The 14,508-nt window shown below is 71.3% G+C and carries 14 protein-coding genes and 1 pseudogene; 14 read left to right on the top strand and 1 reads right to left on the bottom strand.

The window, feature by feature from the left end; genetic code table 11:
• Nucleotides 1-57 precede the first annotated feature (57 nt).
• Nucleotides 58-1,341 (top strand): multidrug effflux MFS transporter, encoded by a 1,284-nt coding sequence (locus H9652_RS01670; protein WP_191794358.1) that lies wholly within the window; start codon nucleotides 58-60, stop codon nucleotides 1,339-1,341.
• Between the two features lie 180 nt (nucleotides 1,342-1,521).
• The gene (locus H9652_RS01665) at nucleotides 1,522-2,796 is read left to right on the top strand and encodes an LCP family protein (protein ID WP_191794357.1); all 1,275 of its coding nucleotides are present in this window, start codon (nucleotides 1,522-1,524) and stop codon (nucleotides 2,794-2,796) included.
• A 6-nt stretch (nucleotides 2,797-2,802) separates the two neighbouring features.
• Here the strand turns inward: H9652_RS01665 and H9652_RS01660 are convergent, their stop codons facing one another.
• Entirely contained in the window at nucleotides 2,803-3,987 is a 1,185-nt protein-coding gene (locus H9652_RS01660) for a pyridoxal phosphate-dependent aminotransferase (RefSeq protein ID WP_225227603.1), read from the bottom strand.
• A 340-nt stretch (nucleotides 3,988-4,327) separates the two neighbouring features.
• Between H9652_RS01660 and H9652_RS01655 the strand changes: the two genes are divergently transcribed.
• The 12 genes and pseudogenes from H9652_RS01655 to ftsX all read left to right on the top strand — a co-directional run bounded on the left by H9652_RS01655 (nucleotide 4,328) and on the right by ftsX (nucleotide 14,508).
• Nucleotides 4,328-5,575 carry a CpaF family protein gene (locus tag H9652_RS01655; RefSeq protein WP_191794356.1) on the top strand — a complete coding sequence of 416 codons (1,248 nt, stop codon included), beginning with the start codon at nucleotides 4,328-4,330 and terminating at the stop codon, nucleotides 5,573-5,575.
• 1 nt (nucleotide 5,576) lies between these two features.
• Nucleotides 5,577-6,437 (top strand): type II secretion system F family protein, encoded by an 861-nt coding sequence (locus tag H9652_RS01650; protein ID WP_191794355.1) that lies wholly within the window; start codon nucleotides 5,577-5,579, stop codon nucleotides 6,435-6,437.
• Nucleotides 6,434-7,375, top strand: coding sequence for a type II secretion system F family protein (locus H9652_RS01645; RefSeq protein WP_191794354.1), 942 nt, complete (start codon nucleotides 6,434-6,436; stop codon nucleotides 7,373-7,375). Before H9652_RS01650 ends, H9652_RS01645 begins: the two co-directional genes overlap by 4 nt.
• Nucleotides 7,376-7,494: 119 nt before the next feature.
• Nucleotides 7,495-7,686 carry a hypothetical protein gene (locus tag H9652_RS01640; RefSeq protein WP_191794442.1) on the top strand — a complete coding sequence of 64 codons (192 nt, stop codon included), beginning with the start codon at nucleotides 7,495-7,497 and terminating at the stop codon, nucleotides 7,684-7,686.
• Nucleotides 7,683-8,105, top strand: coding sequence for a TadE/TadG family type IV pilus assembly protein (locus H9652_RS01635; protein ID WP_318243937.1), 423 nt, complete (start codon nucleotides 7,683-7,685; stop codon nucleotides 8,103-8,105). Before H9652_RS01640 ends, H9652_RS01635 begins: the two co-directional genes overlap by 4 nt.
• 98 nt (nucleotides 8,106-8,203) lie before the next feature.
• Complete coding sequence (locus H9652_RS01630) at nucleotides 8,204-8,665, top strand: pilus assembly protein (protein ID WP_191794353.1); 462 nt, start codon at nucleotides 8,204-8,206, stop codon at nucleotides 8,663-8,665.
• Nucleotides 8,662-9,174, top strand: coding sequence for a pilus assembly protein TadG-related protein (locus H9652_RS01625; RefSeq protein WP_318243936.1), 513 nt, complete (start codon nucleotides 8,662-8,664; stop codon nucleotides 9,172-9,174). Before H9652_RS01630 ends, H9652_RS01625 begins: the two co-directional genes overlap by 4 nt.
• A gap of 221 nt (nucleotides 9,175-9,395) precedes the next feature.
• Nucleotides 9,396-10,001, top strand: a complete 606-nt coding sequence (locus H9652_RS01620; protein ID WP_191794352.1) for a hypothetical protein — start codon at nucleotides 9,396-9,398, stop codon at nucleotides 9,999-10,001.
• Nucleotides 10,002-10,106: 105 nt separating this feature from the next.
• Complete coding sequence (locus H9652_RS01615; protein WP_191794351.1) at nucleotides 10,107-11,345, top strand: WxL protein peptidoglycan domain-containing protein; 1,239 nt, start codon at nucleotides 10,107-10,109, stop codon at nucleotides 11,343-11,345.
• A 72-nt stretch (nucleotides 11,346-11,417) separates the two neighbouring features.
• Nucleotides 11,418-12,530 (top strand): peptide chain release factor 2, encoded by a 1,113-nt coding sequence (gene prfB, locus H9652_RS01610; RefSeq protein WP_191794350.1) that lies wholly within the window; start codon nucleotides 11,418-11,420, stop codon nucleotides 12,528-12,530.
• Nucleotides 12,531-12,711: 181 nt separating this feature from the next.
• Nucleotides 12,712-13,392, top strand: a pseudogene (gene ftsE, locus H9652_RS01605) (cell division ATP-binding protein FtsE); the annotation flags it as partial.
• A 204-nt stretch (nucleotides 13,393-13,596) separates the two neighbouring features.
• The gene (gene ftsX, locus H9652_RS01600; RefSeq protein ID WP_191794349.1) at nucleotides 13,597-14,508 is read left to right on the top strand and encodes a permease-like cell division protein FtsX; all 912 of its coding nucleotides are present in this window, start codon (nucleotides 13,597-13,599) and stop codon (nucleotides 14,506-14,508) included.

Genomic DNA, 14,508 nt, shown 5'->3' with positions numbered 1-14,508 from the left:
GAAACCAGGACCCGGATCCGGGGGTGGGCGGGCTGTCGAATCGTTATGATCGAACCCATGGAGACACCCCCGGCAGGAACTGCACCCACCCCGCCGGCAACCCGCTCCGCCTCGGAACCCGGCGCCCCGGCCCGGCGCCCCGGCCGCTCGACCGTCAAGTGGGTCCTCCTGCTCGGAGCCCTCGCCACGCTCCCGGCGTTCACGGTCGACATGTACCTGCCGTCCCTGCCCGACGTCGCAGCGGACCTCGACGCGAGCCCTGCCCTCGCGCAGCTCACCCTGGCGGGGATGCTCGTCGGCGGTGCGTTCGGGCAGCTCGTGATCGGCCCCCTGTCCGACCGGTACGGGCGCCGGGCGCCAGTGATCATCGGTCTCGCGCTGCACGTCGTCACCTCGGTCCTGTGCGCGGTCGTGCCGACGATCGGCTGGCTCATCGTCCTGCGCGTCCTCCAGGGCTTCTTCAACGCCTCGGCCCAGGTCGTCTCGATCGCCGTGATCCGCGACCGGTTCACCGGCTCGGACGCCGCCAGGATCCTGTCGCGTCTCATGCTCGTCATCGGCCTCGCGCCGCTCCTGGCGCCGACCATCGGCTCGTTCGTCGCCGGGCACGGCGACTGGCGCTGGGTGTTCTGGGTCCTCGCGGTCCTCGGCCTCGTCCTGGGGCTGATCGTGCTGCGCTTCATGCCCGAGACCCTCGAGACCGAACGCCGTCAGGCGGGCGGGGTCGGCAGCGTCTTCCGCGGCTACGGGGCACTCCTCAAGGACCGCCACTTCGTCGCCCTCGCCGTGCTCCCCGGGCTCGGCATGGCCGTCCTGATGAGCTACGTCGTCGGGTCGCCGTTCGTCCTGCAGGAGGGCTACGGCCTCACCCACCAGCAGTTCGCCGCCCTGTTCGCGGTCAACGGGATCGGCCTCGTGATCTCGGCCCAGGTCAACGCCTCGCTCGTGCGGCGCGTCGCCCCCGTGCGGATCCTGCGCGCCGCCCTGGTCCTCCAGGGCGTGTTCGCGGTGGGCCTGTTCGTCGTGGCGCTCACGGGAGCCGGCGGGCTGATCGGGCTCCTGGCCGCGCTGTGGCTCACGCTCGCGCTCCAGGGGCTCATCCCGGCCAACGCCTCCGCGCTGGCACTGACCCGGCACGGCGAGCGGGCCGGCACGGCGGCCGCGGTCATCGGGGCCTTCCAGGCCGGGGTCGCGGGCCTCGTGAGCCCCCTGGTCGGCGTGCTCGGCGGCGACGCGGTCGCCATGAGCACGGTCATGCTGGGGGCCGTCGTGGCCTCCCTCCTCGTCCTCGGGCTCGCGACGCCCGCGTTCCGCAAGGGCGGCTGGCACCTGCCCGCCTGAACCTGCGCGGGGCGCCCAGGAGCGGCTTGTCGGTGGCTCTTGCGCTGCTCGGCCGCTGCGCGTCGAGGGGCTGGTGCCGGGCAGCGAAAGGTCGCGCGGGCGGCAGATCCGGCACGACACTTCACATTTCCTTTGCACGACACGAAGGCCTTGGCCGTGCGGTGGAACTAGGCTCGTCCCATGCCCAGCCCGAAGACCGCCTCGAAGAGCGGCCCTCATCACGCGCGCTCCCAGCGCACGCACAAGGTCCTTCGTGCCATCGGACTCGTCACCACCGCAGGCCTCGCCTTCGGCGTCGTGGGCGGGGCCGCCGCCTACATGGACTGGCAGTCGGCAGTGACTGTCAGCGACGTCTCGGCACTGGTCGACCCGCCGGCGACGCCCGAGCCGCCGCGCGACCCGGACGACCCGTACGCGGGGAAGTCGCTCAACATCCTCGTGATGGGGACCGACTACCGCGACGAGGAGAACGCCGAGCTCGCCGGAGCCGAGGAGGGCATGCGCTCCGACACGACGTTCGTCGTCCACATCTCGGGTGATCGCAGCCGGATCGAGGTCGTGTCGATCCCGCGCGACTCGCTCGTCGACATCCCCGCGTGCAACCTGTCCGACGGCGGGACGACCCGCAAGCAGACGGGCGCGATGTTCAACTCCGCGTTCGAGATCGGGTCCGGGGGGGTGGACGACATGGTGGGCGCCGCGGCGTGCACCATCACGACCGTCCAGGACCTGACCGGGTTGACCATCACCGACCACGTCGTGGTCAAGATGACAGGAGTCATCGGGGTCGTCGACGCGCTCGGTGGCGTCCGGATGTGCTTCCCGGAGCCGGTCGTGGGTGGCTCTCACTCGCGCGACCTCAACATCGCTGCGGGCGAGCAGGTTCTCGACGGCCGTACCTCGATCAGCTTCCTGCGAGCGCGCAAGGGCAGCGGCATGGGGCTGGAGATGGGCAGCGACCTGGCCCGGATCGCCCGCCAGCAGGCGTTCCTGGACTCGATGATGCGCGAGCTCCTGTCGAAGAACATCATCACCGACACCCCGCAGCTCTACGGCCTCATCAAGGCCGTGCTCTCCTCGATCAGCGCCAGCCCCAACCTCGCTGGCCTCGACTCCCTGGCCGGGCTGGCCTTCTCCCTCAAGGACATCGAACCGAGCGAGATCGTCTTCACGCCGCTGCCCGTGGTCGAGGCTCCGAAGGACAAGAACCGCGTCGTGTGGACCAAGGACGCCCAGGCGATCTGGGACCGCATGGCGGCGGACGAGCCGCCGCCCGGGCACGAGACGCCCGCGCCACCGGCGGACGGCGGTGCGGTGGCGCCCGACACGGGGGCCACGGCTCCCGACACCGGCGCCACGGTCCCCGACGCCGGCACGACCGGTGAGGTGGCACCGCCTGCCGACGCCGGCACGACCACCCCGCCTCCGCTCCTCGAAGGGGTCTGCGCCTCCTGAGGGACGTCAGCGCAGCGCCGCGAGGCGGGTGACCGCCTCGCGGAGCACGTCCTCGCGCTTGACGAACGTGAACCGGACCCGCGAGGCCAGGGCCTGCGCCGTCGTCGGGCCCGAGAGGTCCTCGTCGCCAGGTGACGCGGCGCAGAACGCGCTCACGGGCACGCCCACGACGCCCGCCAGGGCGGGCAGGCGGCGGCACAGCTCGGTGCCGTCCTCGAAGCCCAGGGGCGCGCCGTCGGCGACCACGAAGTACGTGCCCCGCGGCACGACGACCTCGAAGCCCGCAGCCACCAGGCCCTCGCACAGCAGGTCGCGTCGGGCCGCGAGGGACGCGGCCAGGGCGCGCGGTGCCTCGTCGTCGGCCAGGGCCTGCGCGATCGCCGGCTGGAACGGCGAGCCGGACGTGTACGTCAGGAACTGCTTGACCGTCCGCACCGCCTCCACGAGGTGCGCCGGGCCGTGCAGCCAGCCGATCTTCCAGCCCGTGAAGGAGAACGTCTTGCCGGCCGAGGAGATCGTGATCGTGCGCTCGGCCATGCCCGGCAGGGTCGCGACGGGCACGTGCACCGCGTCGTCGTACACGAGGTGCTCGTAGACCTCGTCCGTCACGACGACCGCGTCCACGGACCGCGCCGCGTCCGCGACCACCTCGAGCTCGGCGCGCGTCAGGACGGTCCCGGTCGGGTTGTGCGGCGTGTTGACCAGGATCAACCGCGTCCGCGGCCCGACGGCGGCGCGCACCTGCACGGGATCGAGGCGGAAGCCGTCCGGGGTCGGGTGGAGCGGGACGCGCACGTGCGTCGCACCGGCGAGCGCGATGCACGCCGCGTGCGAGTCGTAGAAGGGCTCCAGGGTCACGACCTCGTCGCCCGGACCCGCGAGGGCCAGGATCGTCGCGGCCAGCGCCTCGGTGGCCCCCGTGGTGACCAGGACCTCGGTGTCCGGGTCCAGGTCGAGACCGTAGTGGCGGCGCTGGTGGTCCGCGACCGCCTCGCGCAGCACGGGGATGCCCGTGCCCGGCGGGTACTGGTTGTGACCGTTCTCGATCGCGCGGATCGCGGCCTCCTTGATCGCGTGCGGGCCGTCCACGTCCGGGAAACCCTGGCCCAGGTTGATCGCCCCCGTGCGCAGCGCGAGGTTCGTCATCTCGGCGAAGATCGTCGACGCGACCGAGCCGTCGGGGCGCAGCAGGCCCGTCGCGGCGGCCGCGGCGCGCCCGCGGCCGGGGGCCTGGGGGTGGGGGGGGCGGGGGGCACGGCGGGGATGCTCGCAGACATGCGCCGACCCTATGCCGGGGCGGTGCTCGCCGTGGCGCCCCGCGCTGCTGCCCTGCCCGGAGCTCGCGGGGCCATGACCATAATTCGGACATCCGCCGCGGCGGGATCCGCGAGATGCCGCGGATTCTGAGCGGTTGTCCACAGGGGTGGGTGCGGACCCGGCCGGTCGTGCCCTAGTCTCGGCGCGCAACCACCCCGACGGGTGGTCGACTGCGCGGGGGGCGCGCAGGGACGCAGGGGAGCGTGGCACGACGATGAGCACCGCAGGCGTGGCGATCCTCGAGCGTGAGGTCCGCGAGCTGATCCGCCGCCGTGGCGTCGACCCGCTGCGCGACAAGGCGGGCATCGACCAGCTCGTCGCCGACGCGCTGGCCGACTACGACACCCGGACTGCGCTGGGCGTCGTGCCCCCGCTCGCCGACGTCCCCGGCGCCGTACGGGCCGTGCTCGACGCCGTCGCGGGCCTCGGCCCCCTCCAGAAGTACCTCGACGACCCGGAGATCGAAGAGGTCTGGATCAACTCGCCCGCGCAGGTCTTCGTCGCACGCGGCGGGAACGCCGAGCTCACCTCGACCATCCTCACGAGCGCCCAGGTCCGCGACCTCGTCGAGCAGATGCTCAAGTCCTCCGGTCGGCGCCTGGACCTCTCGAGCCCCTTCGTCGACGCCGCGCTGCCCGGGGGCGAACGCCTGCACGTGGTGATCCCGGACGTGACGCGCGAGCACTTCGCGGTGAACATCCGCAAGCACGTGGTGCGGGCCTCGCACCTGGAGCACCTGGTGCGTCTCGGTTCGCTGACGCCGCACGCAGCGGCGTTCCTGCACGCCTCGGTCAGGGCCGGTCTCAACGTCCTCGTGGCGGGCGCCACACAGGCGGGAAAGACCACCATGCTCAACGCGCTCGCCGGGTCGATCCCCTCCCACGAGAGGGTCATCACGTGCGAGGAGGTGTTCGAGCTGCGCTTCGCCGTGCGCGACATCGTCTCGATGCAGTGCCGTCAGCCCAGCCTCGAGGGCACGGGGGAGATCCCGCTGCGGCGGCTGGTCAAGGAGGCGCTGCGCATGCGGCCCGACCGGATCGTCATCGGCGAGGTGCGTGAGGCGGAGAGCTTCGACCTGCTCGTCGCGCTGAACGCTGGCGTCCCCGGGATGTGCACGATCCACGCGAACTCGGCCCGTGAGGCGATCTCCAAGATGTGCACCCTGCCGCTGCTGGCCGGGGAGAACGTCTCGGACCGCTTCGTCGTCCCGACCGTGGCAGGCGCGGTCGACGTCGTGGTCCACCTGGACGTGACTGCGGACGGGCGGCGCCAGGTCCGGGAGATCGTCGGGGTCCCGGGCCGCGTGGAGCAGGGGGTGGTCGAGACCTCGGACCTCTTCCACCGGCTCGGGGGGAATCTCGTGCGCGGCGACGGGTTCCCGCCGGCGGAGGACCGGTTCGCACGGGCCGGGATCGACCTCGCGGCGCTCATGGTCGGCCCGCGAGCGGGCGAGGGACGCTGACATGGGCGTCATGGTGGGTCTGCTGCTCGGGGTCGGGGTGTTCTGCGTGTGGTGGGCCTGGTGGGAGCCGACCTCTCGCCCGCCCCGTCGGACCGACGGCTGGTCGGCGAGGACGCAGGACCTCCTGGTGCTCGCCGGTGCACCGACGGTCACTCCGCGTGCGCTGGTCGGTGCAAGTGCGGCGCTCGGGGTCTTCGTTCTGCTGGTGGTGGTCACGCTCACCCGGGCGCTGCCCGTCGCCGCGTGCTTCGCGTCGATGGCGGCCGCCGCACCTCTTGCGCTCGTGCGTTCGCGTGCCCGACGGCGGCGCTCGAGCCTGCGGGACGTGTGGCCGGAGGTCGTGGACCACCTTGCCTCGGGGGTGCGTGCAGGGCTCTCGCTGCCGGAGGCGGTGGGGCAGCTCGGGGAGAGGGGCCCGGTCGAGCTGCGCGAGCCGTTCGCGCGCTTCGCCCAGGACTTCCGGGCGACCGGGCGGTTCGCCGACTGCCTCGACGCGCTCAAGGCGCGGCTTGCAGATCCCGTCGCGGACCGCATCGTCGAGGCGCTGCGCATGACGAGAGAGGTGGGCGGCACGGATCTCGGCAAGCTCCTGCGCACGCTGGCGATGTTCCTGCGTGAGGACGCCAGGACCCGAGGAGAGCTCGAGGCGCGGCAGTCGTGGACGGTGAACGGCGCCCGACTCGCAGTGGCCGGACCGTGGGTCGTCCTTGCGCTCCTGGCCACGCGACCGGAGACGGCCCAGGCCTACAGCTCTCTCCAGGGGGCCGTGGTGCTCGGCGGTGGGGTGCTCACCTCGGTGGTCGCCTACCTGATCATGCGACGTATCGGGCGGCTGCCCGAGGAAGTGCGGGTCCTGCGATGAGCGGTACCGAGGTGTCGTGGCTCGGCGCCGGCGCAGGAGCGATGCTCGGTTGCGGGCTCCTCGTCGTCCTCTCGCGCCTGCGCGCGCGGCGGTTCCGGCTGGACGAACGCGTCGGCCCCTACCTGCGGGTGCTCGGGACGTCGTCGTCGCTGCTGCAGGAGTCGCCGGCGCGGTCGCCCTTCCCGTCCCTCGACCGCCTCGTCGGCCCGTGGCTGACCGAGGTCGGGAAGGGCCTCGAGAGATTCGGGTCGACCCGCGCGGTGCTCCGCCGACGCCTCGATCAGGCGGGGCGTCCCGAGAGCGTCGACCAGTTCCGCGCGCAACAGGTCGTGTGGGCCGTGCTCGGCCTGGTCGGTGGGTTGCTGCTCGCCCTGCTCCTGGCCGCGACCCGGGGATCGTCGCCCGTGGTTCTCGCCGCTCTCGTCGCCTTCTGCGGACTCGGCGGCCTCCTCGGCTGCGACCACAGGCTGGCGCGCCAGGTTGCGCGGCGCGAGGAACGCATGCTCATGGAGTTCCCGACCATCGCCGAGCTGCTCGCGCTGTCCGTCGGGGCAGGAGAGGGACCCGTCGCGGCGATGGAGCGCGTCGCGACCATGGCCCGCGGTGAGCTGTCGGCAGAGCTCGCGCTGACGCTCTCGATGGTCCGCTCAGGCGTGCCGTTGGCACGTGCGCTCGAAGCGCTGGCAGACCGGACCGCGTTGACGAGCCTGACCCGCTTCGCCGAAGGCGTCGCCGTGGCGGTCGAGCGGGGGACCCCGCTCGCGGACGTCCTGCGTGCCCAGGCGCAGGACGTGCGGGAGGCGGGCCGTCGGGCGCTCATGGAGTCGGGCGGCCGCAAGGAGGTCCTCATGATGGTCCCCGTGGTCTTCCTGATCCTTCCCGTGACCGTCTGCTTCGCGATCTATCCGTCGATCGCGACCCTGCGGATCGGCCTCTGAGCGGACGACCGACACCCGTGCACCGGACAGACGACCGACCGACCCTGCCCACGACCTGCGAAGACGACCTGGACCACGGCCACGCACGAACGACGCGGCCGACCGACCGAGGGAGCATGATGACGAGACGAACGACGACCTTGACCGGACGGGTCCGGCAGCGCCTGGGGGCGCCGGAGCGGGGCGACGTCCCCGGCTGGGTCCTGGTGACCTTGATGACCGCAGGCCTGGTGATCGCCCTGTGGGCCGTCGCCGGCCCGGCGCTCACCGAGACCTTCACGAGGGCGATCAACAGCGTCGGCGGTCCGTGAGCCACGTGCGCGGACGGCACGTCCAGGCCACTGGTCGGGCCGTTCCCGTGCGGGACGGCGGCTCGGCCGTCGTGGACTTCGTCCTGGTCTCCGTGATCCTGCTCGCCCTGTTCCTGGGGGTTCTCCAGGTGGTTTTCGCATTGCACGTGCGGGCGATCGTGATCGACAGCGCGGCCGAGGGGGCACGGCTCGCAGGCCGGGCCGACCGGACCACGGCGGACGGTGCCGCGCGCACGCGCACCCTGATCGACGCGGCGCTCTCCGAGCGGTTCGCGCAGGACGTCTCGGCGCGAGAGGTCGACCACGGCGGGTTGCGTGTCGTGGAGGTGACGGTGACCTTTCCGCTGCCCGTCGTCGGGCTGCTCGGCCCGTCGGGCGTCGTCACGGTGGACGGGCACGCTCTGAAGGAGGAGCAGTGAGCAGGCGCGGGGGCGCCGTGGCTCGGCAGCACGACAGGACGGGTCCGACCGGTGGGTCTCTGCAGAGGGTGCGGTCTCGTGTCGCGGACGGTGCTCTCGTGGGACGTCGCAAGAGCTCTCGCACGGTCGGTGAGGAGGGCAACGCCATCGTCGAGTTCCTCGGGGCCGCGCTGCTCCTCCTGCTGCCCGTGATGTACCTCGCCCTGACGCTCGGACGGATCCAGGCGGCGACCTTCGCGGTCGAGGGCGCTGCGAAGGAGTCGGCTCGCGCCTTCGTCACGGCCGACTCGGTCGCGCAGGGCGAGGCGCGTGCGGGTGTTGCGGTCTCCTTGGCGCTCGCGGACCAGGGATTCACGGACGTCCGACCAGCCGACGTGCTGTCGATCTCGTGCTCTGGCTCCCGCTGCCTCGATCCCGGCAGCGAGGTCGGCACGATCGTGCGCTACGACGTCCCTCTCCCGTTCGTGCCGCCGGGAGTGCGGTCGTGGGTGCCGTTGTCCGTCCCGGTCGAGGCCGCCCACGTCTCGTCCGTGGACAGGTACGCGGGGGCGCGGCAGTGAGGGGCCGCCGTCGTCCGCTGCTGCCGACGGCGCGTGGGCGCTGCGTTCCTGCCGTCCGGGGACGTGGGGACAGCGGCCAGATCCTGCTCCTCACGAGCGCCTTCGTCGCGTTCGCGCTCCTGCTCGTCACCGTGGTGGTCTCGGCGACGGGGGTCCACCTCGACCGGAAGCGGCTTCTCGACGTGGCGGACGCCGCCGCGATCGACGCAGCCGACTCGATGAGCGAGGACACCTTCTACGAGGGGCAGGTGCCGGCCCCCCAGGAGCAGGCGGTGCTCCGGCTCAGCGACGCGGAGGTACGTGCCTCGGTCGAGGAGTTCTTGGGGGCGCATCCCGAGATGCTGGACGACCTGCATGCTGTCACCATCGTCGAGGCGTCGACGCCCGACGGACGGACCGCGGAGGTCCAGCTCGTCGGGTTGTCCCGCCCGGTCCTCGTCACCTGGGTGACCCAGCTGTGGTCGGACGGGATCCTCGTACGTGCCGGGTCCAGCGCACGGGCTTGGTGAGTCCCGAGGGTCGGTGGTACTCATGACCATCCGGTGAACACGGGCGGCGCAAGGTGACCAAGTACGTTCACTTTCTTAACGAACCATGCAACTTTTGTCTGATGACTGACAAAACAAGGGTTCGCCGCTATGGTGATCCGGTCCGACACCCTCCAACGACGGAGACTTACATGAACGCACGTGCAAGGAAGCAGTGGATTGCCGGCGGAGCACTCGGTGCGATGCTTCTCGGAACCGTCGCGATGGCCTCCGGGGCCGCCGCCGACGAGGTGACCCACGGTGAGGAGGACGTCCAGATCCAGGTCGCCGTCACGCCGGTCGGAGCGCTCGCGCTCAACGTCGCCAACCCGTCCGTCACTCTCGGCGAGACGACCGACGACGACGTCTGGGCCGCCGGGAACCGTGAGTTCACGGGTCTCCTCGACGGCATCAGCGTCACCGACGACCGCAACGACGTGGGTGCGGACGCGAGCTGGACCGTCACGGGCCAGGTCAGCAGCTTCACCGCCGCAGGACTGCCGGAGATCGACTCCTCGAACCTCGGGTGGGTCCCCGAGCTGGCGAACCCGATCCCCGGTGACTTCAACGTCACGCCGGGCCAGCCGATCGCCGGCGAGCTCCAGGAGGTCCCCGCGGGCGAGGGCCCCGGTGGCGACTGGCTCACGGGCGGCGTCCAGGTCGGTGACCTCCTGGTGTCGAGCGGTTCGTCGCTCGAGGCCAAGGGGCAGTCGTTCGGCGTCAAGGCCGGCCTGAACCTCACGGTCCCGAAGGGCACGCCCTCCGGTGCGTACGCGTCGACGCTGACGCTCACGCTCATGGAGAGCTGACAGCTCGATCCGAGTCACGGACGGTGACGAACGCAGGGCCGGCGGATCTCCGTCGGCCCTGTACCGTCTCCGGTGCAGCAACCCGTTCGAGGAAGACCGGAAGTCGTGGTGAGCAAGGACATGAAGAAGGCACGTGAGGCAGGACCTCGGCCGACGAGGCGGACCGTTGCCGGGCTCCGTACGGGGCTCGCGGCCCTCGGTGCGCTGGCGCTCACCCTGGTCGGCGTCGTCGGGGCGGCCCACGCGAGCGCCCCCGACCCCGACAGCTTCCGGTTCTCGGTCACCACGGCGTCGGCCGAAGGCCCCGACGACCGCCGGATCTTCGACTTCGTCGCGGAACCCGGCGCCCAGATCCAGGACCAGGTCGCCGTCTCCAACCACGGTCCGGCCCCGGTGACCTTCGCCATGGTCACGAACGACGGCATCTTCACCCCCACGGGGAGCTTCGACATCCGCACCTCCGACCAGGAGCCCCAGGACTCCGGCGGCTGGTTCGAGGTCCAGCAGAGCGTGGAGGTCCCCGCGGGCGAGACCGTGATCGTGCCCTTCACCATCACGGTGCCCGAGAACGTGACGCCCGGCGACCACCCCGCCGGCATCGTCGCGACGGTCACGACAGCGGCCTCCGCCTCGGGTCCGGGGGTCGGTGTCGAGAGCAGGGTCGGCGTGCGCGTCAACCTGCGGGTCCCGGGGGAGGTCGTGCCCTCGATAGCGCTCGACGGCGTCACCGCGACCTACACGCCGTCGTGGAACCCGTTCGCCCCGGGCGACGTCAGGGTGTCCTACGAGGTGACCAACGACGGGAACCTGCGGGTCGCCGGTGACCAGACGATCAATACGTCTGGACCGTTCGGCATCGGTGCCTCGTCCCTGGATCGCGGTGTCGAAGGGATCAAGGAGCTCATCCCTGGCACCTCGCGCTCGACGGCGGCGACGATCGGTGGGATCTGGCCCGTCGGGCCCGTGACGACAGAGGTCGTCGTGACGCCCGCGCTCGTCGCGACCGAGGGTGAGGCCGGCGGGGCGATCGACGTCCCCGCGGCGGACCTACGACCTGTCACGGTCACCGTGACGACCTGGGCGATCCCCTGGGTCCACCTGCTCCTCCTCGCGGTGGTCGCGCTCGTCGTGATCGGGGTGCGGGACAACCGTCGTCGGCGGACGCAGCGACTGGAGGCCCTCCTGGCGAGGGCACGGGCCGAGGGCCGGGCCGCCGCGGCCGCCGAGCCCGCCACCGAGCCCGGCGCCGACGCCGTCTCCGCGCCCGGCGAACCTGCGCCCACCGCACCCGACGCCCTGGCCGAGCCTGCCCAGGGGACCCGAGCGCCGTCGTCGGGCGGCTGACAGAGGTACCGCGGGCGCGCACCCGCGGGACCGGGCCGTGCGGGTCGCCGTCGTCGCGTAACCTTGAGGACCGTGGCCACCATCGACTTCCCGCACGAGATCCGCGCCCTCCGATCGACGCTCGACACCATCAGCGCCGTGAGCGACCCCGACGCCCTGCGCGTCCAGATCGCCGAGCTGTCGGACAAGGCGTCGGCGCCGGACCTGTGGGACGACCCGGACGCCGCCCAGAAGGTCACGACGGCCCTGTCGCAGACGCAGTCCGAGCTCGACCGCATCACGAACATGAGCGACCGGATCGACGACCTCGAGACGCTCGTCGAGATGGCCACGGAGGACAACGGCGACGCCGAGACCCTTGCCGAGGCGGCCTCCGAGCTCGAGCTGATCCGCAAGGACCTGGGCGTGCTCGAGGTCAAGACGCTGCTCTCGGGCGAGTACGACGCGCGTGAGGCCGTCGTGACGATCCGCTCCGGTGCGGGCGGCGTCGACGCCGCCGACTTCGCCGAGATGCTCATGCGCATGTACCTGCGCTGGGCCGAGCGTCACGGCTACCCGACCCAGGTCCTCGACACGTCGTACGCCGAGGAGGCGGGGCTCAAGTCCGCGACGTTCGAGGTCAAGGCGCCCTACGCGTTCGGGCACCTGTCGGTCGAGGCCGGCACGCACCGCCTGGTGCGCATCTCGCCGTTCGACAACCAGGGTCGCCGTCAGACGTCCTTCGCCGCGGTCGAGGTCATCCCGCTCATCGAGCAGACGGACTCGGTCGAGATCCCCGAGTCCGAGATCAAGGTCGACGTGTTCCGCTCGTCGGGCCCCGGCGGGCAGTCCGTCAACACGACGGACTCGGCCGTGCGCATGACCCACATCCCCACGGGGATCGTCGTCTCGATGCAGAACGAGAAGTCGCAGATCCAGAACCGCGCCGCGGCCCTGCGCGTGCTCCAGTCGCGACTGCTCCTGCAGCGCCAGGCCGAGGAGAGCGCGGCCAAGAAGGCCATGGCGGGCGACATCAAGGCGAGCTGGGGCGACCAGATGCGCTCCTACGTCCTGCACCCGTACCAGATGGTCAAGGACCTGCGGACCGAGTACGAGGTCGGCAACACCTCGGGGGTGTTCGACGGCGACATCGACGGCTTCATCGAGGCCGGGATCCGGTGGCGCCGCAGCGCTGACCAGGCCTGACGACGTGGCCGGGACCTCGTGTCCCGGCCTCTTCCGTCACCCGGGGTGAAACGTCCCGCCAGGGCGCCGGATACGGACGTACCCGGCGTGTCAGCGGTGTCAGGCCTTTCGGGCGTGCCTACTCTCGTGGGCGACCAGCGAACACTTTTCGCTTCCCCCAACGAGAGACTGGTCAACCCCTGTGATCCGTTTTGAGAACGTCTCGAAGGTCTACGCCCGTGGCGCCAGACCTGCCCTGAACGGTATGTCCGCCGAGATCGAGCGCGGAGAGTTCGTCTTCCTGGTCGGTGCGTCCGGCTCCGGGAAGTCGACGTGCCTGCGGCTCGCTCTGCGTGAGGAGCGGCCCACCCAGGGCAAGGTCTTCGTCGCCGGGCGCGACCTGTCGACCCTGTCGAGCTGGAAGGTCCCGTCGCTGCGCCGGCAGATCGGCGTCGTGTTCCAGGACTTCCGGCTGCTGCAGAACAAGACGGTCTTCGAGAACGTGGCGTTCGCGCTCCAGGTGACGGGCAAGCCGCGCCACATGATCGCCGTGACGGTTCCCGAGGTCCTCGAGACGGTCGGTCTGCAGGGCAAGGAGAAGCGCCGCCCGCACGAGCTCTCGGGTGGTGAGCAGCAGCGCGTCGCGATCGCGCGCGCCTTCGTCAACCGGCCCTCGATCCTGCTCGCGGACGAGCCCACCGGGAACCTCGACCCCAACACCTCGCTGGGGATCATGAACCTCCTGTCGCGCATCAACGCCACGGGCACCACGGTCGTCATGGCCACGCACGACTCCGGTTTCGTGAACCAGATGCGTCAGCGGGTCATCGAGCTCTCGAACGGGGTCGTGCTGCGCGACCAGAAGGACGGTGTCTACGGCGCGGGGGTCCCCATGCCCGACGACGACGCGCTCCGTGCGCCCACCGGTCATCTCGCGGCGCGACCGTGGTCGCCCCCCGTCGAGGTGCGCCCTGTGCCCGCGATCGAGCGCCCCGCGCAGGTCGAGGCGGCCCCGGCGAGCACGACCCAGGGGTCGGCCGCGAGCTCGACGCAGATGCAGCAGTCCGGCCGGGGGGAGTGGTAGCAGGTGCGTGCCCAGTTCATCCTCGCCGAGATCGGCGCAGGCCTTCGTCGTAACCTCGCGATGACCATCTCGGTCGTCCTCGTGACCTTCGTGTCCTTGACCTTCGTCGGTGCGTCCGCGCTCCTCCAGCTGCAGATCGACAAGCTCAAGGACGACTGGTACGACCGGGTCGAGGTCTCCGTCTTCCTGTGTCCCATCGACTCCCCGAACCCGACGTGCGCCGGCGGCGAGGCGTCGCCCGAGCAGATCGACTCGCTCGAGGTGCTGTTCGGCAGCGAGCTCGGCGACGAGGTCCAGACCGTCTTCTTCGAGTCGAAGGAGGACGCGTTCGCGGCGTTTCAGGAGCGCTTCCCCGACGGGTACAACGGGACGCAGCTGACGGTCGACGACATGCAGGCCTCGTTCCGCCTCAAGCTCTCCAACCCGGAGAACTACGAGGTCGTCAACGACGTCGTCACCGGCCGTCCGGGCGTCGAAGGGGTCGAGGACCAGCGTCGGATCTTCGACTCGCTCTTCCTGGCGCTCAACCGCGCCTCGCTCATGGCCGGGGGCCTCGCCGTCGTGATGATGCTCGCCGCGGTGCTCCTCATCACCACGACGATCCGTCTGTCCGCCATGAGCCGTCAGCGCGAGACCGAGATCATGAAGCTCGTCGGGGCGTCCAAGCTGTTCATCCAGCTGCCGTTCATCCTCGAGGGGGCGATCGCCGCGGTCGTCGGTGCGTTCCTCGCGGTCGGGGGCCTCTGGCTCGGGGTCAAGTACCTCGTGACGGACTGGCTCCAGAGCTCGGTGAGCTGGATCGCCTACATCTCCGAGGCGGACGTGCTGCGCATCGCGCCGCTGCTCCTCCTCATCGCATTCGTCCTGGCGGCCATCTCCTCGGTCGTCACGCTCAGCCGATACACGAGGGTGTGA

This window comes from Oerskovia rustica (assembly GCF_014836555.1).
In the GTDB taxonomy this organism is placed as follows: Bacteria; Actinomycetota; Actinomycetes; order Actinomycetales; family Cellulomonadaceae; genus Oerskovia; species Oerskovia rustica.
This window is presented reverse-complemented; position numbering and strand designations above follow the sequence as displayed.